Origin of the sequence: Paenibacillus sp. L3-i20 (assembly GCF_022180385.2) — a bacterium.
In the GTDB taxonomy this organism is placed as follows: Bacteria; Bacillota; Bacilli; order Paenibacillales; family Paenibacillaceae; genus Pristimantibacillus.
The window spans coordinates 1,848,947-1,874,741 of sequence record NZ_BQME02000002.1 but is presented as its reverse complement, the minus strand read 5'-3'; the positions used below and the strand labels follow the sequence as shown (position 1 = coordinate 1,874,741).

Below are 25,795 nucleotides of genomic sequence, written 5' to 3'. Positions count from 1 at the left end.
CTATACTCAGCTGCTGGAATAGATGGCTTAATCGATTATGTCCATTAGCTTTGTTCATTCAATATGAGTGATATGCCCACGTGACAATTGTAGCAGACCTTCTTTTTCCATAGCTTTAACTGTTCGACTAATTACTTCACGGGCAGTTTCAAGCTCCATTGATTCAGCTTCTTATTGACTTGAAGAACATGTTGTCAATTAGATTAGACATAATGAGTATCCGCTGTGCAAACGATTTAATAATAAGTTGTCTGAAGCTTGTTTAGGTATTCATCCACTTTTGAAAGATGTGAACGGGTATGAATAGAACAGTAGTTGGCTTCTCGACACAGGCAGAAGCTTCATAAGCCATTTCACCTAAAATACTAGATGCCATCAAAGGGCAACATTTTTCATCATAATTCAACTTTATTAAGAACAATAGATCTAACGCCTCCAACCACGATTACGGCTCCTATGTATCGTTATATAACCTGTCAAATATTAATCATTTAATGTCCGTAAAATTAGTTCCCTAAATATATGATAGAGGTTACATATTTTCAATTGGATAATTGTGTAACATTGCCTCTTCATTTTGCGTCTAGTACATGGGCTGCACCTAAACTCCATTGATCAACATGGATAAGGGAATGAAAGGGGATTAATATGTTAAAGAGGGTAAGTTTATTAGTTGTCTTATTTGTTATGGTATTTACGAATAGTGCTTTCGCTTATAATGTTCAGCTGCTCCCCTTTAAGGATGAGGAGCATGATTATTCACGAGACCCTATTTATTCATTATCTACATTAGGTATTATAAATGGCTACGAGGATCGAACCTATCGACCAAATAACGACCTTTCCAGGGAAGCTTTTATAAAGCTGCTTGTAATGGCAGGTCAGTTGGAATCGGATTCGCTAGTAGGCAGTGTTCCACAGGATGTAGCAAAGGATCGTTGGTCTGCGGCGTTTATTTCAGTAGCTTCTGAACGAAAGTGGCTTGATAGTTTGCTAGATAAAAACGGTTTATTGCACCCTACGCAGACAATTACAAGACAAGAGGTTGCAATGCTGGTAGGCAAATCGTTGCTAGATTTGGAAAAGGAAGATATACGTAAGCAATGGTTGTCTACAAAATGGAAGAAGGAGCGGGATGTTCGCTCATTTAAGGATCATTCAGCAATAGATACCGCTATGCAACCTTACATATATTACGCAGCTAATCGAGGAATTATGGAAGGGGATTCATCTGGCTTTAAACCTGATGAACCGCTGATTCGTAAACAAGCGGCAGCCGTAATCTATCGATTAATTGATAAGCGAGTTTCGGGGCAAAAGATAGATTTCACCGGTTATTATGCCATTCAATCCTTCTCAGCGATTAATCAGATGAATCTATTATCCAATGTTATATTTGGATGGTCACATTTGGAGTATAGTAGTGCTGGAAGTGCAACATTGAACACTGGCAAGACGGTTAATCGTATTCCTAAAGGTTATGAGGAGGCTCTCTCAGCAGCTGATTCTGCTGAAGTTACTAAGGAACTTATGGTCTTCTATAACAATAGTAATTTGAAAGATTTCCTTAAGGATAAGGTAGCTCAGAAGGCTTTTATTGAGTCCTTACTAGTAGTTTTAAATGATCCCACTTATTCATTTACAGGAGTAAGTATTGATTTCGAAGGCTTAAAGGAAGCGGGTAGTGCTGCTGATTATGTCCAGTTTCTTCAAGATTTGAAAGGTCAGTTAAGCACTCATACATTGTCTGTCGCTGTTCCACCAATTGATTATTACAAAGGTTATGATTTGAAGGCAATTGGCAAACTTGCTGATACGGTTATTCTAATGGCTCATGACTACACATATGACAAAGACAAGCTGCCTTCAGCGCCATTACCATTAGTGAACGATGCTGTTGTAACGGCACTTCAATTTATACCAAAAGAGAAACTGGTGCTGGGCATTTCGAAACAGGCTAATCAATGGATTACAAAAGATGGCGTAACGGCTTCTGCACTTAATCCAGCTATCGCAGAAGTAGAAAAACGTCTGGCGATGCCTGATGTGAAAAGCACTTGGGCAATCCCATATTATTTAAAGAAAGCTACATTCACTGATGAACGCGGTAGCCATGAACTATTTTATGAGGATACACAAAGTATTGCCAAGAAGATATGGCTCGCCAAGTTTTATGAACTTAAAGGCGTTTCTTTATGGTTTATGGGGAGCTATACATCTTCGGATTGGGAGATGATTGGGGAGCAGACCCGCCTTACTTCGTAATTATATCGAGGTTACGGGTGGGCAACGTGTTAACTTAGATAAAAGGAATAGTAAAGAGGGGCGAAGAATCCCTCTTTTTTTGATTTTATAACTTGTAATGCGATGTACATTGTATTACAATTTATATATTCTGAATTGGAGGTGTTGACATGGATAAGGAAATGATGAAAGGCAGTATTGATATTATGTTGTTATCTGAACTAAACAGACATGATTCGTATGGATATGAAATTGTAAAAAACTTAAAATTAAGAAGTAATAACCTTTATGATATGAGCGAAGGGACGTTATACCCTGCCTTAAAACGTTTAGAAAATAAGGGTTTCGTCGAATCTTATTGGGGAGAAACAATCGATGGTGGCAGAAGAAAATATTATCGAATTATGGAAAGCGGTAAGATTGAATTGACCCGGAAGATTAGTCACTGGAAGGATCTTAATCTCATGATTGTTAATGTTACGGAGGGGACAATATGAGTCATATCGATCAATACCTGCAACAGCTTTCATCAAAAATTGATTGCGATTTGAATACAAAACAAGAGTTAATTGAAGAGTTCCAAGACCATCTGTTGTTATTGAAGAAGGATTATGTAGAGAAAGGGCTTACAGACGATATTGCAGAAAAGTGTGCAGTGTTTGACTTTGGAGACTTTAAGCTATTTCAACAAAAGATAGAGTCTGAATTAAACCCCTTCAAAAAAATTTATCGAGTATCATTATGGTTATCTTTGTGTGTTTACATATGGTTTTTGGTTATGGTTCTGTTCATTGGTAAGTATGATCGATTAGTGTATACAGAAGGTTACGGAAGAGGGATCACATTAAGATTTGATTGGGGAGATTATGCTTCTAACTTGATCCCCTTTAAAAATATCGATCGAGAGATCTACAATTCTATATTTTGGGTTTCAAATAGAAATGCTTTTGACATTACTTTCTTTACAACAGCATTAGGTGTGATCTTATTATTTATTCCATTAGGATGTTTTCTTCCGATATTATTTAAAGCTTCAACCCTGAACAAATTAGTTATCTATTCAACTATAGTAGGTTTGATTATTGAAGTGGTACAATTTATAACCAAAACAGGGTCATTAAATGTAAATGATATCATATATGTTGTAAGTGGTTCATTTATTGGATGGCTAGTTTATTCTTACGTGCGAAAATTAAAAGTAGCTCGATTAGGGAAAATTGTATCGTGATTTATTTAACTAATTCAAGGGGTGGCAGGGGTAAAGAGCAGTTCCTTAATTATGAGGGCTACTCTTTTTAATGAACAGGCACATGACAACCATTTAGTATATAAGCGATCATGTGTTTTTTACATTTGTACAAAGATCGTTCCTTTAGTTGTCCATTTATCACATAGTTGTTCACCATCTATAATGATTGTATTACCTTCATATCGAAACAACACGGGATTAAAGTGAAGCTGATTATTTACGAAATGCTCCCATTTCTCACTAGCTGAGATAACAAGATGCCCGCATTCGTCGACTTTCCCGTAGAAGGGAGACCTTCCATCAATACTAATTTGTTCATCCTCATTAAAGTGACCGAGCAAGACGGAACCCAAGGTCATCGATGCAAAATGAAGGGTGGCTGCGGCGACGACATGTAGCTCCACACCCTCGTTCTTCTTCAGCCCAGCTGCCACCCCGAAAGATTCTATAGGTGCCATATACATTCTCATCATATAAGTCCCAGCACCATTCCCACACATTTCCGAGCATATCATACAGACCCCACGCATTTGGCTTCTTCGTCCCGGCGTCGTGGACGTCACCTTTTGAATTCCCTCTATACCAAGCGATACTATCTATTTCTCCATATCTGTAACCAACTGTCCCTGCTTTGCATGCGTATTGCCACTCTGCTTCTGAAGGAAGTCGATAACCGTTTGATGTCCAGTTACAAACGACCTCGTCACTGTCAGCATCTATCGTATAACACTCATCCAACCCCTCCCTCTGAGAAAGGAGATTGCATATATAAATGGCTTCGTTCCATGAAATATTTACGACCGGCATTCGATTTCTATCTCTAGAGGACGTTTTTCCCGTAATCGCACAGTACACATCCATAGTTAAAGGATATTGGGCGAGAGAAAATGGTTTTAATTCGGTCGTCCAGAACCTTTTTGTACGATCGTCTCTTAGTTGTACTTCTCCAGCTGGATTTTTGACCATTGGATAATTAATATCGGGACTTATAGCATCTGCCACACCACATACCTCCTTAGCAAAAGGATCAACTAATCTATAATAGGCTAAGAAAGATCTGAATACCACAATAATTGAGTTATCCACCTATTTACCCCAATTCCTATTTCTACAATTATTGATTTTTATATACGTTGACGTGAATATACACTTAAGTGTATATTTAATTCATGAATACATCAGCGATGCAATTAGCACTACTTACTATTGCCGAACCAAATCGATTTAACATTGTTGAGCTTTTAAAGAGAGGATCGCGCTCGGTTGGCGAAATTGTGCAGTTACTAGATCTCGGTCAGCCACAAGTATCTCGGCATTTGCGGATATTGAGTGAGGCCGGATTGGTATCTGTTCGTCACAAAGCGCAGCAGCGAATATATAGTCTGGAAGCTCAGCCGTTTCAAGAGCTGGATGCTTGGTTTGATTCATTCAGCGGACTGTGGGAAGAGCGACTCGACAGGTTCGAGGACTATATGCTCGACATTCAAAGAGGGGAGAAGCTTGATAATAATGAATAGGAAAACCCAAATCGTCAGAAATCACGAGGAGAGACAACTCATCGTAGAGCGGATTGTAGCTTTGCCTCGTGATCTCGCATGGCAAGGCTGGACTAATCCGAAGCATGTTGCTCGTTGGTGGGGACCGAGAAACTGGACAGCTACCATTTACGAAATGAATGTCTGCCCCGGAGGGGTGTGGCGTTATCGTTTATCACCAGACGATGGAGAAGGTGAAATAGCCTTCTGCGAAGCCACTTATCGCGAAGTATTAAAACCATCAAAACTCGTTTATGTGGACTCGTTTGCTGATGAAAATTGGAACGTCGTTGAAGGTAGTGAGATGCTGACGACTGTTGCATTCGAGGAACTAAATGAAGGTACTAGACTTTCTATTACTACCCAATTCGCTAATGTTGAACAACTTGAGACTGCCGAAGCAATAGGTATGATTGAAGGTTATACTGATGCTATCGAACGATTTGAACAATATTTGAATCAAATATAAGGGGGAACAAATAGTGTATACGATTATTTCAAAAGATGGAACTGAAATTGCCTATGAAAAACAAGGGAATGGTCCTGCAGTTGTGCTTGTTGCATCCGCTTTAGCAGATCATATGGGCGCTTCACAGCTTGCTGAACATCTAGCTAAAAACTTCACAGTTTATAATTATGATCGTCGAGGCCGTGGCAATAGTTCTAACACTTTACCGTATGATGTTGGGCGTGAAGTTGAGGATATTGAAGCGATAATTAATGAAGCAGGCGGCGAAGTAAGCTTGTTCGGGAGCTCTTCTGGTGCAGTATTGGCCCTAGAAGCAGCCAGTAAGTTAGGCAATAAAGTAACGAAGCTTTTTATGTATGAACCACCTTTTATTATCAACGATAGTCGCCCTCCAGTACCTGCAGATTATGTTCAACATCTCAATAACCTGATCGAAGCTGGCAAACGCAGCGAGGCAGTTGAATATTTTATGATAGCAGCAGCCGGAGTGCCAGCTGAATTTGTTGAATATATGAAAATGGATCCATCTTGGCAAGCCATGGAAGGTCTAGCTCATACATTGGCATATGATGGACTAGTTATGGGAACTACTCAACAGGGAAATTCTCTGCCAGCTAATAAATGGAATGTGGAAGCTAAGGCAATGGTTATGACGGGCGAGAATAGTAGTCCCTTTTTCCATGATGCTGCCAAAGCTTTGAGTGAACTGTTGTCAAACGTTGAACATAGTACATTGAGTGGTCAAGATCACGCTGCTATTATGATGGCACCTGCTGAGCTTGCAGAGGCAATTACAGAGTTTCTCAACAAATAGGGCTTCATAATGAAATTACCCGTATAAGCATTGTACAAAAATAAGGATGGGAACGGATATCACACTAACGATTCGCAACTTCTTAGGTAATACGCTTTGATGATATCCACCCATCGTCAACTCTACATACAACTCGAATTAACTAAACCAAGCTCGTTGTAGGCAAAGAACACCTTTTACTATATCCTCGTTATTCAAACCACCAAAACCGATCTGAACCATCGAACTTTCTGCCGCAGTCCGCTGTGCCCAAAATTGCGATACAGGGTAGACTCTAGTCCCTTCCGATTCTGCAGTTTGAATCAATGTATTTTCATCCATGCCATTATGCACACGTAATAATATGTGAAGGCCAGCATCCTGACCGATTATGGTCGCTTTTGAGCCAAACATTGTCTGTATGTTGGAAACCAACGTAGTTTGCTTCTGTCGGTAAACATTGCGCATCTTGCGAATGTGAGCTTCCCAATGTCCATTTCTCATAAACATCTCAAGTGTCTTCTGATGAAAACGCGAAACAGTTTGGTCATATAATTGGTAGCCTATTTTACTGTGAATGTCTAGCAAGGCCGGCGGTAGTACCATATAGGCGATGCGCAATGAAGGAAGAAGACACTTTGAGAAGGTTCCAAGGTATACAGTACGTCGCGATGTATCCAAACCTTGAAGTGAAGGTATCGGTTTACCGACATATCTGAACTCACTATCGTAATCGTCTTCAATAATGATGCCATTTTCATCCTTGGCCCATTTCAGCAATTGCATTCTTTTGGCAAGCGGCATGACCATCCCATAAGGGAACTGGTGGGATGGGGTAATGTACACAATGCGCGAAGTGCTATCATACAGCTTATGTAAATTTAGCCCGTCATCGTCCAGTGGAATAGGGTGGATCTTTAGACCGTTATGTTGAAATATTGTTCGAGCACCATCATATCCAGGGTCTTCCATCGCTATACTGTCATTGTTATTAGCCCCTAATAATCCAGACAACACTCCGAGCAAATATTGAATGCCAGCGCCAACCATGATTTGATCAGGTGAACAATTTACTCCCCTAGAACTGTGCAGGTAGTTAGCAATTTCTAACCGAAGTCCAGGTTCACCTAAAGGATCACCGTAAGAACACAGCTCAAGTTGGTTCTGATGCAAACTTTGATTAGATAACTTACGCCAAGTAGCAAAAGGGAAATGATCTGCATCTATATCCCCATATCGAAAATCATAGTGAATGGAAGTACTGTTAGGAACATCAATGTTCAACGAGGTCATGTTGTTTAAATGTAACAAAGGCAATGTTTCCAGTTCTAGATCATTTACATATAATCCACTTCTCGGTCTACTTTGAACATAACCTTCCGCTAGCAACTGTTGATAGGCTAAATCGACAGTATTGCGGCTAATATGAAGATGAGAGGATAGTGATCGGATGGAAGGCAGTCTTGTTTTGGCTGCTAACTTTCCATTTAAAATTTCTTTTTTGATATGTTGATATAGCTGAGAGTAGAGCGATTCCCCATCATTTTCATTAAAAAGCACCGTCATGTCTATCATTCATATATTCCTCGCTCTCAAAATTGACCCTATACATTAATTTAGAATTGTCACTACTTATGGTGTCAGTTAACCCTTACAATTGTAACACTTCCAGTCGTATTTGAAAGTATCAACACAATGACTGGATTACATTTATTATGGGAGGCGTGTGTATTGGACAAAATAATTAGCTCTGTTGATCAAATGGAGACAAAGCAGCAGTCGGCAACGCTGGGGGATGCTTTCAGTGAACACGCTGGCTACCGTCGCATGTTTGCTCCTCATAAACTAACAATCGGTATATTTTTGCCACTTAAATTTTATTCAGGTCACATGGATGTATTAACGGGACAAGCTGATCTAGTAGAAAAGATCGACCAACAAAAATTTTCTGCCGTTTGGGTACGTGATGTTCCATTATTTGATCCTGCTTTTGGAGATGCTGGACAAGTGTTCGATCCTTTTGTTTATTTATCCTATCTTGCTGCAAGGACGAAGAACGTATCATTGGTCACAGGCAGTGCGATCTTTACTCTTCGTCATCCGATAGATTTGGCCAAGGCAGCAGCATCAATTGATGTACTATCAGGTGGGAGACTAGTACTTGGTATTGCTTCTGGCGATCGAGCAGGGGAGTTTCCTGCCTATGGAATGGACGCTGATAGGCGTGATATCCGATTCCGTGAGACGGTCGAATTTTTCCGCGAGCTTATTCATCATCGAAGCCCCACGATTAAATCTTCCTTAGGACAAATGGGAGGTCTTCAGTTACTCCCTAAGCCTACAACCGGCAGCATACCGCTCATTGTGACTGGTTCGAGCCGACAATCTTTAGACTGGATTGCCGAGCATAGCGATGGTTGGCTTACTTATCCTGATGCAACAGCAGATGCAACGGGTCCACGCAGGCTTGCAAAAAAGATAAGTGATTGGCGTGAAAGGATACCAGCAGGGATGTTCAAGCCTCATATGACCAACGAATGGATAGATCTAGTGGAGGATGTCAATTATCCTCGTACGCCGCTTCGTGGTGGTTACATATTGCGAACTGGACGAAAGGGTTTGATTCAGCTTTTGGAAGAATGGCAGGCAGCGGGGGTCAATCATGCTGCACTTGGAATGCAGTTTGCTAGTCGGCCTCCTGCGGAAATCATTCAGGAGTTAGCAGAGGAAGTGTTGCCACTTTTTCCTACACATGATGGTCCGAGCCCGTTGTTTAACAAATGGTAATCATGAAGAGTACAAAAGCTTGAATTAGTTGTCTAGATTGAAAGAATACAAATGAGCACATAGTGATTATCCAACCACGTTTCTTAAACGTGGTTTTTTTATGGTCATTAGTTCGGTAGCATGAAACAACTAATAAATGGTCCATCAATCATATAATTGCTATATTAATGGAGACCCATATTTTACTAAGTAGTAGAGGGATGGAGGGAATAACATGAAAAAGGTATTAGTAACTGGATTCGATCCATTCGGAGGAGAGCTGATCAACCCAGCCTGGGAATCTGTGTACGCTCTAAGTCATTTGAAGTCGGCTCATTATCAAGTACAAGTATGTAAACTGCCAACTGTTTTTCAAAAGTCATTGGATCGATTGTATAGCGCTATAGAAGAGATAGAACCTCATCTTATTTTGTGTGTAGGAGCTGTAGAGATGATCGTCAAGGGACTCATAACTACGATTGAGACGACTTTAATAAGTGATACGGATATCGTAATAACAGGCGGAGTAATCAGCTAATTATATGAAGTAGTCTTGGTTACTCTCAAACATGTATGAATAACTCAATTAACCAAATATTTATATAAAAAGAAATTTAATTATTACGAAAACCTACCTATTTTAATAGAGAAACTAGATGGGAATAGGAAAAGTGTTATGGTATAATTTACTATTGTATTTCCAATATATTAGATAAACTAGCATTGAGAGGGGAAAGAACATGAAAGAAACAAAGCAATGGGGTAAGTTTAGCCGTTGGGCAGCTGTAGGTACGCTGAGTTTGTCACTCCTACTAGGCCATGTAATACCAGTTAAAGCAGAAGGACCAGTAACGGTTCCACAAATTAGTCCATGGTCGGTCAGCACCTTAAACGAAGGTGAGAAATATGGGATTTTTCCTCCACAATGGTATATGGACGGCACTTTCCAAAAGGCTATCACAGCAGATAAATTCAATTCCTTGATGAGCGCAACTGCAACAAAACTAGATCAGCTTGGCTTCAAGAAAAAAGATTCAACTTTATCTGTCGTTCACTCAGGTAAGGAAGCTATTACTAGAGAAAGTGTCATTACATCTTTCTACAAGCTGTTAACGAACTATGAATTGCCAGAGACGTTTGCGGTTACTACAGATACATCGCTTGACTACATGCAGAAACAAGGAATAGTTCAGGGTAATGGTTCAGGCCTTGGTTTATCAAATCCTTCTACAGTAGAACAAGCAGCTGTAATTGCAACTAGATTGATCGAATTTGCTTATGACAAAGCTGACAGCGGTGCTGAAGGTTTGATGTGGAAAGTAACGAATGAAAAAAATACGTTGTATTTGTTTGGCTCCATTCATGCTGGTATTACTGATATGTATCCAATGCATAAAAGTGTACGTGATGCCTACAATACATCGGACGAGCTATGGGTTGAAGCAGATATTGTAGCTGGAGACATGGATTATTACGCTCAGACGATGTTGTATAAAGAAGGAACTTCATTGAAGGATTCTGTATCGGCAGATACTTACGCTAAGTTGCAAAAAGTACTTACTAAGCTAGAAATACCAGCAGAAACATTTGACGTCTACAAGCCGTTTGCTATTTCTAGCACGTTATCATCGCTATATACTTACGGTACCTTTGAAGAAAGTCAAATGGCGCAATTTCATGGTGTCGATCGTTACTTCCTAACGAGTGCTCTCCTATCGGCTAAGCCAGTTCATGAGCTTGAGGGAATTAAGTTCCAAGCTGATTTGTTCGCTAGTGTACCTGCAGAAAAGCAGGAGAAGGAACTAAACGCATTGCTGGATGCATTCTTGTCCGATACTGATAGAGATGAAGCTGGAGAGCAGTTGAAACAAATGCAGCTTGCTTGGGTTAAAGGTGATCAGGCTGGTCTGTTGAAAGTGTTAACAACACCAGAAGGAAGCGCTGAAAGCGATACAAACAAGCTTCTATTCGGTGATCGAGACAAAAAGATGGCAATCAAACTTGCTGAATTATTGGAGCGCGAAGGAGAGAATACTTCCTTTGTTGTTGTAGGAGCGGGTCATTATGTACAAAAAGGTCTAGTTATCGACCTTCTGAAAGAAAAAGGTTATACCGTAGAGGCTATGCAATAATTGTATCATATATTTTAAAACGGCCAGTGCTAAGAGGGTTCACCCCTCCAGCACTGGCCGTTTTTTTTGCGCATATTTTAGTTATTGAACGCATAATTTTTTTGCTTGCTAAAAGCTACAAATGCAGCACATAGCAACAAAAAGATTCCTGTAATAATAAATTCATGGGTGATGGAGAAGGGAAGCCAGCCTAATACGGAAGAGCCGGCAACAACACCTAGAGAAAAGAAAGCGTAAAAGTAACCGTAAGCTTTCCCGCGCATCTCAACTGGTGTTGCTTTGATCAGCAACGTATTAATAGATGGGAATAAGAATGCAAAGCCGACTCCGTATAATCCTAAAATAACGTAAAGTGCTGATGCAGTTGAGGATTGGCTCAGAAGCAACTGACTTATACCCATTAAAGCAATTCCGATTACCATCGTTTTTGATGGGGCAATCCGATCAAATAGCCGATTAGTTGGAAGTACAAAAATTAATATAGAAATGATTCCAAAAGTGCTCATTAATGTTCCGCTAATTCTAGAATCATATCCAAGCGTCATCACATGAAGAGGTAGCAAATAAGCAATTACTCCTTGAGAGAACATTAAGATAAAGGCACCCATAAAAGCTTTTATGACACCCGAATTAAAGAGCGATCTAGAAGATAGGGTGGATCTATTGTCCTTCTCTTTTTTTGTTGGTTTATATTTGCTAAGGAAAATAGCAGACAAAATAGCAAGTAAAAAACCTAATATAGCTACATAAGTAAAGACAGATGGTACGGAAGTTTTGCTTGCCATAATGCCGCTAAAAGCTGGACCAATAATGGCGGCAAGTCCTACAAATGTACCGATGAATGCTACTTTCTGTCCTTGCTGCTCGTTGATCGTTGTATTCGCAGAGAATGTAAATGCAGCTGGAACAATTAATCCAGCAACAAATCCATGTATGATTCGAACAACAATTAAAACGAGAGGTGTTTCGACGAAATGATATAACAATAGAGCACTGCTTGAGAATAACAAACCGATCATTAACATTTTGAAGGGTCCGACCTTGTCAGTCATAATACCAGATAAAATGTTGCCAAGCGTATTGGATAATGAATATAATCCTATAACAAATCCTGCAATAAATGAGCTAGCACCAACCGAGGTTGCGAAGGTACTCATAACGGGCAACTGTGCAAATAAATCCAAAAATGAAAAGAACACTATACTGTATACGAGTAGTGCATAATTGAATGGTTTTATTTGATAGTTAGTTTGAGCTTTTTTGAGCTTCCTATCCAGAAAAAAGTTAGCGAATGGTATAAAAGCTGCACAAAGTGCTGCTACTGGCCATAGTAAACTCCATTTCATACGCATAGCAGCATAGAGTATGGCAAGCATGTATAAAATGAAGATTCCACCGTGAATACTTCCTGTAATCGATACGGCTTTGTCGAGTCCCCATATATATTTAAGGGGCATAGCGACAATAAGTAGTACTAATAATGAAATACCATCTAAAAGACCTGTTACTCGTAAGATGTGGATTGGATGTGACTTCACTTGTTATGCTCCTAGTTATTAGTGTAATTGGACTTACCCTATTGTAACATTTTATTAGCCTAGGTTAATTAGGCAAAATGTGTCTGGGTGTTGGCAAAGGGATGAACATAGCTAGACACATTTATCATTGTAATCGTCATGAAAACTTCCCGAGTACATGAAAAGTCTACTTTTTTTCCAATAAAGTAGAGTCAGGATAGAGATCAACTTTCACAATTTTGCATATGACAATGGTACAGCAGATCGTTACAAAACCACCAAATAACACATCGGTAGCAAAGTGATCACCCATCACAATTCGGCTGTATGAAGTAAGTAATCCCCACGCAATTGCCATCACTAACATGACATTTCGCCATTTCGTTTTGATAGGCATGTACAACATCCATGCAACCATTGCCCATCCATTCGCAGAATGTGCGGAAGGAAAAGATTTATAAATTTGTGATGTCGGCTCACGGAAACCTTGCGGCAGAAACCAATGCGTAAATTGTGAATGGTCGTCACCCAAATTGCGAAACCGCATCCGTCCCCAACCCATTTTCAGGACATTTACAATGACCATCTCAGCGATAACAATGATCATACACGCCCATGCAACCCGATTGTAAGCTTCTAGTTTCTGTATAGGTACAAAATGCAGCAGCCATTGGAAAACGAGTAAAACGACGACTGTACCGATAAAACATACAACTATATACATCCGCGGAGACAGATCGAATAGTCCCGCTAAAACTTTATGAATAATCGCAAATCCACCCATCATCGTCGATAACCCACTAACTAGACGAATCAGTAAAAGTTGAGCGGACTGGCCATATCTTGCGGTATGAAAGAGAATACTGCCGGATACGAATAAAAGCAGATAGGCTGGAAAAGCACCAAACTTTTCGAAAAATGCGCCGTAAGAAGAATTCGTTTCGTCATAAACGGCTTTTGAAAATGACAAATCGGCAAAGCTGAAAATGATCATAAGTACAGCCCATAGAAGAAGTAACAAGATAGTTGGCTTTCTTATTTGTTTTAAAACCATTTCTAAACTCCTTTTAATTGATACCTTATCCTACTACATTTGATGGATGAAGGAAATCTTGTTTAGTTCTTCAGATGTACCTTTAGAGTCTGTACGCAGAGGAGAAACTTTAAATAATAATTTAGTAAAACAATGAGATTTTGGTTAAGGTACACGCGACAACTGTAACCTCAGGGGATTGTAGAGTTCGAGGTTTCAAAAGCCCTGTATTATTTTGGATTCCGATGCGAATCGTTTTAGGTTTTACAATTCCAAGGAAACCAATACTCGGAGTAGAACTAGCCGGAGAAGTTGTATCGATAGGAAGAGAGGTAACACGATTTAAAAAAGGCGACCAAGTTTACGCCCTCACGGGAATGCGTTTCGGCGCTCATGCTGAATTTTTAAGCATATCTGGAGATAGTGTTGTGACACTAAAGCCGCATAATTTAACGTATAGGGAGGCCACAGCCATTCCTTTTGCCGGAACATCAGCCCTATATTATTTGAAAAAAGGAAAGCTGCAAAGCGAGCAAAAAGTTCTTATTTACGGTGCTTCGGGTGCGATTGGAACTGGCGAAATCACTAGGAGCTGATAAAGTAATTGATTACACGAAAGATGATTTTACAATAAACGATGAACGTTATGATCTGATCTTTAATGCAGTTGGAAAAAAGTCCAAATCGGTTTGTAAAAAAGCATTAGCTCCAAGTGGGATGTTCGTGTCGGTTAGACAAGGAATCGTAAAAACAAGTACGGAAGATTTATTATTTCTCAGAGATCTTCTAGAAGCAGGTCAAATTAAACCAGTAATAGATAGACACTATCCGCTGGATCAAATTGCTGAGGCCCATAGATATGTTGATAAGGGTCATAAAAAAGGGAATGTAGTAATTACGATAGATCATGTAGACTAATCTGGTTGATTTGTTGAACCAACTAATCTGTTGCACGAAAGCGGCGGAAATGCCGTTTTTTTGCGTGCGAATAGATTGGATAATGCGGAGAATTCATTTTATTTTGCATATAGCAAACCATTCTGTAACAAAACACCCCACTCATTTGTCATATGTGCAAAAAGATGAGGTGATTTGCATGAACGTATTAAAAACAACTTATGACGTGGTCATTATTGGCGGTGGATTATCTGGTTTGACAGCATCTATTTATTTAGCTAAAGCGGGTCTTTCGGTGCTCCTAGCGGAAAAGTCGACTGAGCTAGGTGGAAGAGCATTGACGATGAAAAAGAATGGAGCATATCTCAACCTAGGTGTACATGCCTTTTATCAAGATGGGAAGGGTGAAGAAGTACTTAGGGAGCTTGGAGTAGAGCTGAGAGGCGCTAATCCGCCGGCTTCTGTCGCTGCTATATGGAACAATAATATCTATTCATTGCCGACAGGTCCAATACAGTTGCTAACTTCGAGGTTGTTTTCATTGACCGGGAAAGTAGGGCTTGCCAAGTTCATGTATAAACTTGGTAAAATAGATACATCCAAACTTGGCAGAATAAGCTTTCGGGAATGGGCGGAGAGGGAGATTACTGATCCGATGATCCGGCATGTTGTATATGCCATATCACGGACAAATACTTTTGTACCCCATCCTGAGCTACATTTGGCCTCAACTGCGGTTAGGCAACTTCAACGCACGTTTGGTGGAAAGGCCTTTTATATGGATAGAGGCTGGTCTAGTCTAGTAAATGATTTGAAACAAAGGGCAGAACGTGCCGGAGTTACTATTATGACAAGTCATTCGGTGGGTGAAATTTCTTCAAGCGAAGATGGATTTCAGTTACGTCTTGCTAATGGAGATTCGATTTCAGCCTCATACGTGATTATAGCTACAGGACCGGCAGATGCTTGTAAGCTCGTAAAGGGCGCTGCTCAAACAAGTTTGGTCCATTGGAAGGAAGAAGCTCATACCATTAAAGCGGCCTGCCTAGATCTCGTATTAAGTCGCTTGCCACAGTCAACTTCGTCATTCGTAGCCGGGTTTTGGTTAGATGCACCGATCTTCTATAACAACCCAACATCCGTTGCAACCCATAGTGAAGATGGAGATTTAACCGTAATTCATATGGTCAAGTTGCTCGGGAAAAATCCCAGTAACCCTAAGGAAGATGAACGGCAATTGGAGCAAGCATTGGATCTTATACAGCCGGGATGGCGGAAGGAAGAAAAGGCTCGCCAGTTTTTACCACGTATAACCGTTTCGAACGATTTTTGTTCCATTGACAAAAAGGGAATATATCCTGGCCCCGAAGTTCCAGAAATGAAGGGACTTTATGTTGCAGGTGATTGGACTGGACATGAGGGAGAGGTATTAGTGGACACCGTACTTGCCAGCGCTAGAAGAGCCGCATTGGCAATAATAAATCAACATGCAAATAATAAAGGGGCGGGTTAATTGAATACAGAACAGCTGTATGTTGAATTGAAGCCATTATTATTTTCGCTTGCTTATCAAATGTTGGGCAGTGTCACAGATGCGGAAGATATTGTCCAAGATGCGTTTATTACACTACACGAAGAAGAACCAGTAAATATCAAGTTTATGAAAGCATATATGTGTAAAATTGTTACGAATAAATGCTTAAACAAATTAAAGTCAGCTAGCAAGCAGCGAGAAATGTATGTAGGTCCATGGCTGCCAGAACCTCTTATTGCAAATGGTTTGCAAACCAATGATCCACTTCATCTGTATATTTCAAAAGAGTCGCTGTCCACTGCATACTTGCTGCTATTGCAGCAGTTGTCTTCTATGGAACGGATTGTTTTTCTACTGAGAGAGCTATTTCATTACTCATTTCAAGATATTGCTGTCATCGTTGATAAAAGCAGCGGAAACTGTCGACAAATTTATTTCAGAGCAAAAGGGAGCATTGGCTCAGTTTCAGGTAAGGAAATTCCGCCTGTGGAGAGAACAAATGTGATAACGGAGCAATTTGCAAATGCGCTCATGACAGGCAATTTGGATAAATTGCTGGAAATACTTTCGAAGGATGCTATTTTGCATATGGATGGCGGAGGAAAAGCAAATGCGGCTTTGCGTCCGATTATTGGTCAACATCTTGTTGTGCGTTATTTTACAGGAATCAGACCCAAAGTACCTGCGAACTTTACATGTGAAGTACTTCGAATTAATGGCAGCCCGGGTATCGCTATTAAGGTGGGGAAACTAACATTTTCAGTTATTACATTCCAAATAAAAGGACACGTTATATCGGATGTTTATATCGTAATGAATCCAGACAAGTTACATCATCTGCACAAATAGTAAGTAAGGCGCACGGTTACGACCGATGCGTCTTTTTTGTTGCGTGGAAAATAAGTGACATTACTAGAAGAGTAGTGAATGTGTTGTTTAATTAAGTGTTCATATTTGTCGATTCTATGACAATTAATACCATAGGAAGTATTTTGCTATTTTCATCGATTCAATTCGACAGTGTTCCCAAAAAGAATCGTCTATATTTATTCTCATTACTTCCCATTTATGAGGATTATAGAATTATTCTCAACCTCGTTTCAAGTTTTAATAGGTTGAGAATCGAGGGTTGATGGGATAGTAATGAGATTTGAAAAGAGAGAATAGGAGAGATGGACAATGTTTAAAAGAAGGATAGCTAGTTTTATGATTGCGGTATTATTATTTGTATCAATTGTGGTTAACGGTAATGTCCCTGTCTTTGCAGCGGATGAAGGACTAACAAATGTTGTAACGAAAGCGGACCAAGCAAATCAATCAGGAGAAATTGTTATCAAATTTAAACCGGAAGCACAACTTCCTTATTACGATGGTGCGGAACGAGCGCTACAGTCAACAACAGATGCCTCGCTTTCGAGCGTATTAATCGAACATCAAGACCTTAAGTTGAATCGTTTGTTTGATAATCTCGATGTGAAGACACAGTTGGTGGATAGCAGCATATCATTATTTCACCAATACTTTACTGCTGCTGTTCCAAGCGGTGTAAATGCAGAGGAGTTACTTGCAAAGTTGAATAAGTCTCCACTTGTAGATGTAGCTTATTTGGCTCCGGTGGCAATTGCAGATCCGATAATTCCTTATGCTCCTAATACAACGCCGGTCCAGCCAAACGATGATCCACTTTATTTGAATCAAGCGCATGGACAAGTTGCACCTGGAGGTATTGATGCACCTTATGCATGGCAATTTGAGGGTGGCGATGGAAAAGGCATTACTTATGTCGATGTTGAACAAGGCTGGGCACTTAATCATGAGGATCTTGCAGCGCACAATATCGAACTTTTGCCTAGTTACATGGTAGATTCATCTGCTAGTCACGGTTCTGCTGTATTAGGAGTTATTTCGGCAGTAGATAATTCAATTGGTCATATTGGATTAGCTAACAAAGCAACGCCAAAGGTGAATTCATGGAGACGGATTGATGGATCAATTAGTGTTGCTTCGGCAATTCTAGCATCTGTTCCAGCGTTGCAACGAGGCGACGTTATTTTGATAGAGGCACAATCTACTTCTGGTACTTCGAATGGTCAATATGTGCCGATGGAAGTATTTCAAGCTGAATTTGATGCTATCCGTTACGCCACAGATCAAGGGATAACTGTTGTTGAGGCTGGTGCAAACGGTTCTGTCGATCTGGATACATATCGGGATTACGATGGTAAATTAATATTAAATGTTAACAGCCCTGATTTTAGAGATTCTGGTGCAATATTAGTAGGCGCATCAAGTTCTGCTGCACCTCATGAGCGCTTATATTTCTCTAGTTACGGCAGCCGAATCGACAACTATGGCTATGGTCATAACGTACATACACTTGACGCGGTTGATCGAAATTCAACAACAGGTTACATGACGTATTTTAGCGGCACATCTTCAGCTTCTCCAATCGTTACAGCAGCTGTCATTTCATTACAAGGGATAGCAAAAGCAAAATATGGTGTTCCGTTCTCACCAACTGAAGTAAGGGATTTATTGAGAAATACAACTTATAATACTCCGTCAGCGAACCCAAGCTTGGATGAAATCGGTACGTTACCTAACTTGAAAAACATAATCGACAACATGCCTGCACCAGCCGCTGCATCGGGCGATACGATTGCACCTAGTATTCCTGCGAATCTTACTTCGTCAAATGTAACCCATTCAAGTGTTGATTTGGCATGGACAGCTTCAGTAGATAATATCGGCGTGGCTGGATATGATGTTTATCGAAATGGCTCCAAGATTGCTTCGACTGCAGGCACCACATATACGGCAGTGGGTTTATCAGATGGTACAACGTATTCCTTTACTATAAAAGCGAAGGATGCTTCAAACAATATATCTGCTGCTAGTAATGCTGTCTCCGTGACGACTAGTTTGCAACAAGGTCAAACAATTGTCCTTTCTGTACCTGCGAATACGCCTGCCAATGCCGATGTTTATCTGTATGTTCATGGTCTGAACAACAGCTGGTCTTTAAATGATCCGAACTTTAAAATGACAAGAAATACAAATGGCACGTACAGCATTACACTTAATGTGCCTATCGGAACGACGTTCCACTATAATTTCAGCAGAGGCTCTTGGGGTACTATAGAATTATCAAATACCGGGGGATACGTTACTCCTCGTCCGTATACGGTAACAAGTGATGCGCAGTTGAAGCAAGATACTGTTGCTCGCTGGACTGATCTATAAGGTGTAGTTAGTCGATTGGACCATTACTTTAGTTTTGATTGACAGCATGTTAAAAGAGTAGGATCGGGGTCATTCCAGTTCGAGTGGAATGGCCCTGATTTATTTTGTTCTTGAAATCTGGCGTAAGTATGGGCCAGTTGTTACATTGCGTCAAGCCAATCCCTATCGAAACCTTGGAAATGACAATCGTTGAACGTACACTGGACAGTCTCAGTGAGCGTTTAGAGGTAATATTTATCATGAAGTAATCATTTATGTTAAGAGATAGCATCGAAAACGATATCGAGTACTACAATACAGATCGAAATCAGTGGACATTAATAAAGATGACTCCTGCAGAACACAGGAACCATTTATTATCAGCAACAATCCAGGGGCTTTCTTTTAAAAATCTTTATTTAAAACCTTAAATAGTGCAACCACCCATTCTCCATAGGTGTTTAATAATTGAGATGTAGATGATAATTTTATGAACCTTTCAAAACTCTTCCCCACATCAATAGGAATTCAAGTTTTAAAACCTTCTATTCAAGACTGTCGATTAGTATGTATCATTTTTTTCGAACAAAAAAGAAACCGCTTCCAACAAATGGTTGAATAGTATACCACCATCTTAAGGAGTTACGGTTTCTTTGGTTTTATAAACTAACGTGACAAATGTGAAACAAAGCAACTCAACTTACTGGTCATACTTTTGAATTCACCAATCGCCTATATTTATTAATTTGCATGTTGGGTTAACTTATAGTTAATGTCGGTAGCATGTGTTGAACCAGCAAGATTTATTTTGTAGAAGATAGTGGCACCATGAGGAAGAAGGATATTACTGATCGTTTTAGAATAACGACCTCCAGTACCTTGCAGTAAGTTAGTTTCAACGCTTCTAGAGTACTTTATTTTGAATGACAGATTCCAAGCAGGATCAATGTTAGTACCGTCTAAAGAAGCATAAACAAATTGGTTACTTCCCGTAGTGTTTGTATATTGGAACCAATCTTCATCAGCTTCTTCGCTTAGCCATAGATTCCTTACTTCATTACTAGTTTGCAGTACGGCAGCAGTATCCTGAGTATCCCAATTGCCTGAGATTGCGTATGCGGAATTAGAGAAAGTAAGTAGCATAGTCATACAAATAAGTAGCATAAACATTTTTTTGATTTTCATAGAAATCCCCCGCTCATTTAGTTTTTCATTCGTTATACCAAATACATTGAATCTAGTTAATAGAGTTAGATGCTGGCCAGTCACCTAAGATAAATGATATCACAAACAAAATAATTGTAAATATGTAAACAATATTTTATTTTGGGAATATTTAAAAATAAAAAGAACATAAAATTCAACCATCTAAGGACAAAATAAATATAGCCTGAATCCGTGATGCTTCTTTCTACGTAGTCAAATTGCATCAGCCATGACTACCCTTTCTGTATCAATAAGTTCTACTATTCAAATTGTGCAACACAAAGGAGAAGCTCCGTGTTGTGAAGCTCCGAATTGGTTAAATATGAACGTTCTTCATCAAGAGAAATGTAAGTAGAGACGACGAAGTTGTGGGAACCATGGACTCCATCGGCCGAAGCACAGCTTGAAACTCCGGGCATGGGTGACCATCCTAGCAGAAACTAACATCAGATCATGAATAACTGTTCGTATGCGCTGTCGAAACACCGCTTTCTTCTTTCTTGGTGCATCCATGTCTGTCAATGCAATTTGACCAACGATTCGAAGTAAGTTGTACACAAACACACCCATGTGCAGGATGAGATCGTTCGTAGCAAATTTGCCTGAAGGCATACGTTCTAAGTCGAGTTCTGACTTAATCTCGCTATGAAATTGTTCGCTTGTGGCATGGTCTTGATACAGGTCAGTAATCTGCTCTTCGCTTACCCCATTCAAGGTCGTCCAATATAATGAAAGCTCAATGTCTGGTACGAGCAAGGCTTGGCCATCTCGTTCAGTGGTTCGCTGGGTCACGTGGTAAACCAAGCGGACAGGCTTAATCAGTCGATCAGGTTGCACGACCATACTCCCCACATAGAGATGCTTTCCTAGTCGGACCTCCTTGCTGCGTCCTTCTCGTTTAGCAAGATCTAGCCATTGCTCGGGTTGTTCTTTACGTGGATTTCGCTTAATAATGAAATCGACCTTATGATCCAGACAAAGATTTAAGTTGTCTGCAGCATCATTACCGCTGTCCATGCGAACGAACAGCTTTTCGTCCGTCACTCGCCTTGCATAACGAAGCGCCCTATCAATGAAGTCATCCGCTTCTTTTTGAACATGGGTTTTCCCTTCCCGGAGTGCCACATGAACACAATAGCCCTCCTGTCCAAGATAGGCAAAAAACGGGGAGTAGCCGTCGAAGCCTTTGTAGGTGCGCGACACACCTTCTTTCTTTGTTCCTGAATTGTCAAAGGGAGAGACATCAAGATCGAGTGGCATTTAGTCTTCACTTCACCCGCGGTAGTGTTTACCTGAACAGGAGGAAGGGGTGCTTTAACCCGTTTGAGCAGATCGGCAGACTCCTCAAGTAAATTGGTTTGCCATAGGTTACTCGGAGCTGCTTGATCAAATCGCTGGCGCATCGTCGGTGCAGAGGTCATCTTATACATACCAAGTGCCTTCGGGAAGAATTCATCTTTGCGAAAGGGTTCGATGTGATCATAGTCGCTCTTTCCTTGGCAAAGAAGACCTAAATAAACACGAACGTTATCCGCATGAGAAATGAGAGGAACGTTTACGTCATCGATAACGGAACGGTTCAATCGTTTATTTATATGGGTAGCAGCTAATAATTGTCCGATGATAATAAGACCAGCACGAGAAGTTAAATAGTCGCTGGACGTTTCAAGCTTGAATGTCGTTTTCACAGCACTCACCTCAGGGGTGTAGATTAACAATCGTAAAAAATACGTTGTTATCTCAATTTTACTCCTGATATCTCTTAAAATCTATTGATTTTAGTAAGTGATCTTCACGGATTCAGGTATAGATTAAATGATCCATTCACTCAATAACACTAGCGTTGCATAAACCTTAAATATAAATAGAGTTAAAATTAAGGAAATAAATTTTCATCCAAAAGGTCGAGCATTTTTTAAAGGAAATCATGACCATTGGGTAGAGACGGGGTTACTGATGTTGTAAAAAATGGTAAACTATACAGTAGGAAGCTAGAAGATATGGTGGGAATGGGGAAGCTCGATGGGATCTATTTTTAGAAATGAACAGACTGAAAAAGAATATTATAATTATTACGAGAATAGTTTACGTATGTTCGAACTGGACTTCACATCAAGCTATATCCCAACCTCGTTTGGCGAGACGTATGTTATTCATTTCGGTGATCCTAATAAGAAGCCGTTGTTGCTTCTGCATGGTATGACTATGAGCAGTACGATGTGGTATCCCAATATGAAGCAACTAGTTAAAGAACGTTCCGTTTATGCAATTGATGTAATGGGTGATTTTGGGAAAAGCAAGCCCGAATTTGCCATAAAAAATAGAATCGATGCAGGAAAGTGGTTATTAGAAGTTTTAAACGGGCTGCATGTAGAAACGGTAGATTTGGCAGGCCACTCGATGGGTGGCTTTTTGTCATTAAACTTTACACTTGCTTATCCAGAGCGGGTTTCGAAGTTATTACTTTATGCGCCTGCTGGAACCTTTTATAGAATGAGTCTGAAATTTTTCGTCAAAATATATCCAGCGTTGTTGTTTAAATCGGAGAAGTGGGTCGACAAAGCTTTTAAATGGTTTTCAGGCAAGGGAGAGCCGCTTCATCCCATATTTCGTTCTCAAGTTATCGCAGGTTATAGCAATGCCAAGCCGCTTTTACAGCTAATGCCCTCCGTCTTTTCCAAAGCGGAATTCCAAAGGTTCCAGACGCCTACTTTGCTGCTAATAGGGGATAAAGAAGTCATTTACCCCGCTAACAAAGCGATAGTAAAAGCGAAGAGCTGCATTCCAGATCTAGAGACTCATTTAATTGCTGGCGCAGGTCATTCACTAACGATCGAGCATGCAGATGTTGTGAACGAGATTACGTTACTTTTCCTGCTAAAAGAAAGCTAACACAAAGAGACCCTGCACCGGAAAGTCATGCACAGGGTCATGCAAATGGGTATGCACATTAAAAATCGTTGATAGCATTATTTTGCCCCTGCATGCTCTAACATTTCTATCATATTTGTGTATCCTTTATTTTTGGCATGTTGCAATGGAGAAACGCCATCGGAATCTGGAAGATTTACATTAGCGCCGTGATCAATTAATAGCTTTACGATTGTTTGGTGGTTAGTCCCGCCATCACCAAGAATAACTGCTTCAAGCAGAGCGGTCCAGCCAAGCTTATTGACATGATCAATATGGACGTCAGATGTAGTCAACAGTTCATTAACGATGTCCACATGTCCTCGATCCGCAGCAGGAATTAACGCAGTACCCCCATATCGATTCGTAATGGTTGTATCCGCTCCAGCAGCAATTGATGCCCGAACAAACGGGAGCATTCCCTCTGCCCCAGCGTAGAGAAGTGGATTGTCAGAACGATCATCACGGATGTTAATGTCCGCCCCTTTTGCCACCAATAACTCAAAAACAGGAAGTTGGTTTGTGTGTACAGCAATCATTGCAGCAGTTCTTCCACTTTTGTCAGTTGCATTAATATTGGCTCCATCGGTAAGCAGTTTGCTTATTTGAGCTTCATCTCCGCGTTTAGTTGCCGCTAGCAGTTGTTCATTCATTTTTTCCATTTTGATTTTTTTCACCTCATGGGCTGCTTGTTGCTCTTTGTTCGTTATGGAATGATCTGGACTTACCTGACAGCCAGAGAGTACTAGTGATAATAGTATTAATAAAAATCGCAACGCAGTTCCCCATCCTTTCTTCTTTTGTATTGCATTGATTCGTACATTAACTCATTTTAAATGATTACTCTAAACGGGCTACTAAAAAAGTATTAACAAAGTATAAATAGTAGTGCTACATACACAAATGGTTAAGTTAATTGTAGCACTTCTGATCTTATTTAAATTGTAGCTGCCTCTTAGTGCAGGAAACCACAACCTTTTTCACGAATATTTATCCAATTTCTTTCTCAAACATGAAGTTTTCTTTTTGATTTTATCAGTGAAATATACCCGCGTATACCACAGTTTATTATGTTGATAGCCATCCCCTTGTCAGTTACTCAGCTTAATCACGGCAAAGCATTCATACTTTTCTCAGATCTGCACACGATATGTACAGCCCGTTCAGACAACGTATCAATGATGCATATAATTCTAAATATGTAAGCCAGCATAATTTGGGCGTGGCTTCCTTTCAAGACAGAACGGTAACCAATTATTTTTATACGGTGGCTGGAAAAGAGCAAGTGTACACGTGGAATTTTGCAAACCGAAATATGTGGGATTAAGCACGCCTCGCAGGGCGTGTATTTGATTAAAGGTAAGTATGGGGAATAATTGTTCCCTAGACTGTATTGATTTGATCCGAAATTGACAAATTGACTGAAAAATATTGATATGATAATATTTGCTCTATAAATCAGGTTGCTGATTAAGTGATCAAATTTCTTGTTTAAAGGAGATTTTATGAAGGAACCTAACAACCAGAACGAAAAGTTATCCTTTATCGCTGAAGCAAGACGCGAGCAAATGATTGAAGCTGCAATCCAAACCCTTGATGATATTGGCTACGTAAATGCAAGCTTAGCTCAAATAGCGAAAAGAGCAGGCATTAGTACGGCGTTAATTTCGTATCATTTTACAGACAAAAACGATCTAATGAACCATCTGCTTCAGAAATTAGTCGAAAAATCTACTGCTTATATTATGGAGAGAGTTAATCAAGAGAGCTCATCTACGGACAAGCTTAAAGCATTTATATTGGCAAGTCTTGCTTATCAGGGGACACACCCAGCTCGTTATACTGCGCTTATAGAAATCGTGTTTAATGCAAGAACACCAGATAATATTCCGTACTATAAAATAAATGAAAATGATGATGATGAAGACCTCATTATGCTGGAGCTTGTGCAGTTGTTGCATGAAGGACAGAAACAAGGAGAATTCGATCATTTCCAAGTGGACGTCATGGCCAATATGATCCAAGGTGCTATTGGTGAATATATGTTGAACTTCGCAATTACCAAAAAAGTTGATTTGGAGACATATAGCAATGAACTTGTAAAACTTATACATAGGGCAGTCAAAAAGTGAGGTGCACGACGGAATTCACTCTAAAGTAGTAACAATCATAAATCAGTAGAGGATTCACCGCAACAATAACTGTTTTTTTGTATGTAGTTTCGTCTACTGATATTGAAGCTGTTTTTTAGATGGCAAACAATTCGTTATCCTAGGGAAATTTGGGAT

Annotated in this window: 22 protein-coding genes and 2 pseudogenes; 16 read left to right on the top strand and 8 right to left on the bottom strand. The window is 40.0% G+C overall.

Annotated elements, in window-relative coordinates; genetic code table 11:
- Positions 1–648: 648 nt before the first annotated feature.
- The 3 genes from MFF31_RS22505 to MFF31_RS22495 all read left to right on the top strand — a co-directional run bounded on the left by MFF31_RS22505 (position 649) and on the right by MFF31_RS22495 (position 3,472).
- Positions 649–2,265: a glycosyl hydrolase family 18 protein gene (locus MFF31_RS22505; RefSeq protein WP_238191223.1), complete on the top strand. Its 1,617-nt coding sequence runs from the start codon at positions 649–651 to the stop codon at positions 2,263–2,265.
- A 149-nt stretch (positions 2,266–2,414) separates the two neighbouring features.
- Entirely contained in the window at positions 2,415–2,741 is a 327-nt protein-coding gene (locus tag MFF31_RS22500) for a PadR family transcriptional regulator (protein WP_238191221.1), read from the top strand.
- The gene (locus tag MFF31_RS22495; RefSeq protein WP_238191219.1) at positions 2,738–3,472 is read left to right on the top strand and encodes a VanZ family protein; all 735 of its coding nucleotides are present in this window, start codon (positions 2,738–2,740) and stop codon (positions 3,470–3,472) included. The genes MFF31_RS22500 and MFF31_RS22495 overlap by 4 nt, the downstream gene beginning before the upstream one ends.
- Positions 3,473–3,591: 119 nt before the next feature.
- Here MFF31_RS22495 and MFF31_RS22490 read toward each other — a convergent pair whose 3' ends face one another.
- On the bottom strand, positions 3,592–3,852 hold the full coding sequence (locus MFF31_RS22490) for a hypothetical protein (RefSeq protein ID WP_248565552.1): 261 nt from the start codon (positions 3,850–3,852) through the stop codon (positions 3,592–3,594).
- Positions 3,818–4,459 carry a formylglycine-generating enzyme family protein gene (locus MFF31_RS22485; RefSeq protein WP_238192207.1) on the bottom strand — a complete coding sequence of 214 codons (642 nt, stop codon included), beginning with the start codon at positions 4,457–4,459 and terminating at the stop codon, positions 3,818–3,820. Before MFF31_RS22485 ends, MFF31_RS22490 begins: the two co-directional genes overlap by 35 nt.
- A 203-nt stretch (positions 4,460–4,662) precedes the next feature.
- Between MFF31_RS22485 and MFF31_RS22480 the strand changes: the two genes are divergently transcribed.
- The 3 genes from MFF31_RS22480 to MFF31_RS22470 are packed head-to-tail and all read left to right on the top strand — an operon-like array spanning position 4,663 to position 6,311.
- Positions 4,663–5,010: an ArsR/SmtB family transcription factor gene (locus tag MFF31_RS22480; RefSeq protein WP_238191215.1), complete on the top strand. Its 348-nt coding sequence runs from the start codon at positions 4,663–4,665 to the stop codon at positions 5,008–5,010.
- On the top strand, positions 5,003–5,497 hold the full coding sequence (locus MFF31_RS22475; RefSeq protein ID WP_238191213.1) for an SRPBCC domain-containing protein: 495 nt from the start codon (positions 5,003–5,005) through the stop codon (positions 5,495–5,497). Before MFF31_RS22480 ends, MFF31_RS22475 begins: the two co-directional genes overlap by 8 nt.
- A gap of 13 nt (positions 5,498–5,510) precedes the next feature.
- Positions 5,511–6,311: an alpha/beta fold hydrolase gene (locus tag MFF31_RS22470; RefSeq protein ID WP_238191211.1), complete on the top strand. Its 801-nt coding sequence runs from the start codon at positions 5,511–5,513 to the stop codon at positions 6,309–6,311.
- Positions 6,312–6,449: 138 nt separating this feature from the next.
- Here MFF31_RS22470 and pdxR read toward each other — a convergent pair whose 3' ends face one another.
- On the bottom strand, positions 6,450–7,865 hold the full coding sequence (pdxR, locus tag MFF31_RS22465; protein ID WP_238191209.1) for a MocR-like pyridoxine biosynthesis transcription factor PdxR: 1,416 nt from the start codon (positions 7,863–7,865) through the stop codon (positions 6,450–6,452).
- 156 nt (positions 7,866–8,021) lie between these two features.
- Between pdxR and MFF31_RS22460 the strand changes: the two genes are divergently transcribed.
- From MFF31_RS22460 to MFF31_RS22450, 3 genes are all read left to right on the top strand, one after another.
- Positions 8,022–9,077 carry an LLM class oxidoreductase gene (locus MFF31_RS22460; RefSeq protein WP_238191207.1) on the top strand — a complete coding sequence of 352 codons (1,056 nt, stop codon included), beginning with the start codon at positions 8,022–8,024 and terminating at the stop codon, positions 9,075–9,077.
- Between the two features lie 214 nt (positions 9,078–9,291).
- On the top strand, positions 9,292–9,594 hold the full coding sequence (locus MFF31_RS22455; protein WP_238191205.1) for a pyroglutamyl-peptidase I family protein: 303 nt from the start codon (positions 9,292–9,294) through the stop codon (positions 9,592–9,594).
- Positions 9,595–9,796: 202 nt separating this feature from the next.
- On the top strand, positions 9,797–11,188 hold the full coding sequence (locus MFF31_RS22450) for a TraB/GumN family protein (RefSeq protein WP_238191203.1): 1,392 nt from the start codon (positions 9,797–9,799) through the stop codon (positions 11,186–11,188).
- Positions 11,189–11,265: 77 nt separating this feature from the next.
- Here MFF31_RS22450 and MFF31_RS22445 read toward each other — a convergent pair whose 3' ends face one another.
- Together MFF31_RS22445 and MFF31_RS22440 are read right to left on the bottom strand one after the other, a co-directional pair.
- Positions 11,266–12,726 (bottom strand): MFS transporter, encoded by a 1,461-nt coding sequence (locus tag MFF31_RS22445; RefSeq protein ID WP_238191202.1) that lies wholly within the window; start codon positions 12,724–12,726, stop codon positions 11,266–11,268.
- Between the two features lie 166 nt (positions 12,727–12,892).
- The gene (locus MFF31_RS22440; RefSeq protein ID WP_238191200.1) at positions 12,893–13,759 is read right to left on the bottom strand and encodes a phosphatase PAP2 family protein; all 867 of its coding nucleotides are present in this window, start codon (positions 13,757–13,759) and stop codon (positions 12,893–12,895) included.
- A 131-nt stretch (positions 13,760–13,890) separates the two neighbouring features.
- On the opposite strand from MFF31_RS22440, the pseudogene MFF31_RS22435 reads away from it, so the two are divergent.
- The 5 genes and pseudogenes from MFF31_RS22435 to MFF31_RS25485 all read left to right on the top strand — a co-directional run.
- Positions 13,891–14,656: pseudogene (locus MFF31_RS22435) on the top strand (NAD(P)-dependent alcohol dehydrogenase); the annotation flags it as partial.
- Between the two features lie 178 nt (positions 14,657–14,834).
- A complete protein-coding gene (locus MFF31_RS22430; RefSeq protein WP_238191197.1) occupies positions 14,835–16,148 on the top strand; it encodes a phytoene desaturase family protein in 1,314 nt (437 codons plus the stop codon).
- Positions 16,149–17,018, top strand: coding sequence for an RNA polymerase sigma-70 factor (locus tag MFF31_RS22425; RefSeq protein WP_238191195.1), 870 nt, complete (start codon positions 16,149–16,151; stop codon positions 17,016–17,018). It abuts the gene before it with no gap.
- Between the two features lie 330 nt (positions 17,019–17,348).
- Entirely contained in the window at positions 17,349–19,412 is a 2,064-nt protein-coding gene (locus MFF31_RS22420) for a S8 family serine peptidase (protein WP_238191193.1), read from the top strand.
- A 254-nt stretch (positions 19,413–19,666) separates the two neighbouring features.
- Complete coding sequence (locus MFF31_RS25485; protein WP_375541348.1) at positions 19,667–19,822, top strand: IS3 family transposase; 156 nt, start codon at positions 19,667–19,669, stop codon at positions 19,820–19,822.
- Positions 19,823–20,132: 310 nt separating this feature from the next.
- On the opposite strand, the gene MFF31_RS22415 is transcribed toward MFF31_RS25485, so the two are convergent.
- Both MFF31_RS22415 and MFF31_RS22410 read right to left on the bottom strand, forming a co-directional pair.
- Entirely contained in the window at positions 20,133–20,576 is a 444-nt protein-coding gene (locus MFF31_RS22415) for a hypothetical protein (RefSeq protein WP_238191191.1), read from the bottom strand.
- Between the two features lie 357 nt (positions 20,577–20,933).
- A pseudogene (locus MFF31_RS22410) lies at positions 20,934–22,336 on the bottom strand (IS1380 family transposase).
- Between the two features lie 283 nt (positions 22,337–22,619).
- On the opposite strand from MFF31_RS22410, the gene MFF31_RS22405 reads away from it, so the two are divergent.
- Positions 22,620–23,489 (top strand): alpha/beta fold hydrolase, encoded by an 870-nt coding sequence (locus tag MFF31_RS22405; RefSeq protein ID WP_238191189.1) that lies wholly within the window; start codon positions 22,620–22,622, stop codon positions 23,487–23,489.
- 77 nt (positions 23,490–23,566) lie between these two features.
- On the opposite strand, the gene MFF31_RS22400 is transcribed toward MFF31_RS22405, so the two are convergent.
- Entirely contained in the window at positions 23,567–24,283 is a 717-nt protein-coding gene (locus tag MFF31_RS22400; protein WP_375541347.1) for an ankyrin repeat domain-containing protein, read from the bottom strand.
- 729 nt (positions 24,284–25,012) lie between these two features.
- On the opposite strand from MFF31_RS22400, the gene MFF31_RS22395 reads away from it, so the two are divergent.
- Complete coding sequence (locus MFF31_RS22395; protein ID WP_238191187.1) at positions 25,013–25,639, top strand: TetR/AcrR family transcriptional regulator; 627 nt, start codon at positions 25,013–25,015, stop codon at positions 25,637–25,639.
- Positions 25,640–25,795: the final 156 nt, after the last annotated feature.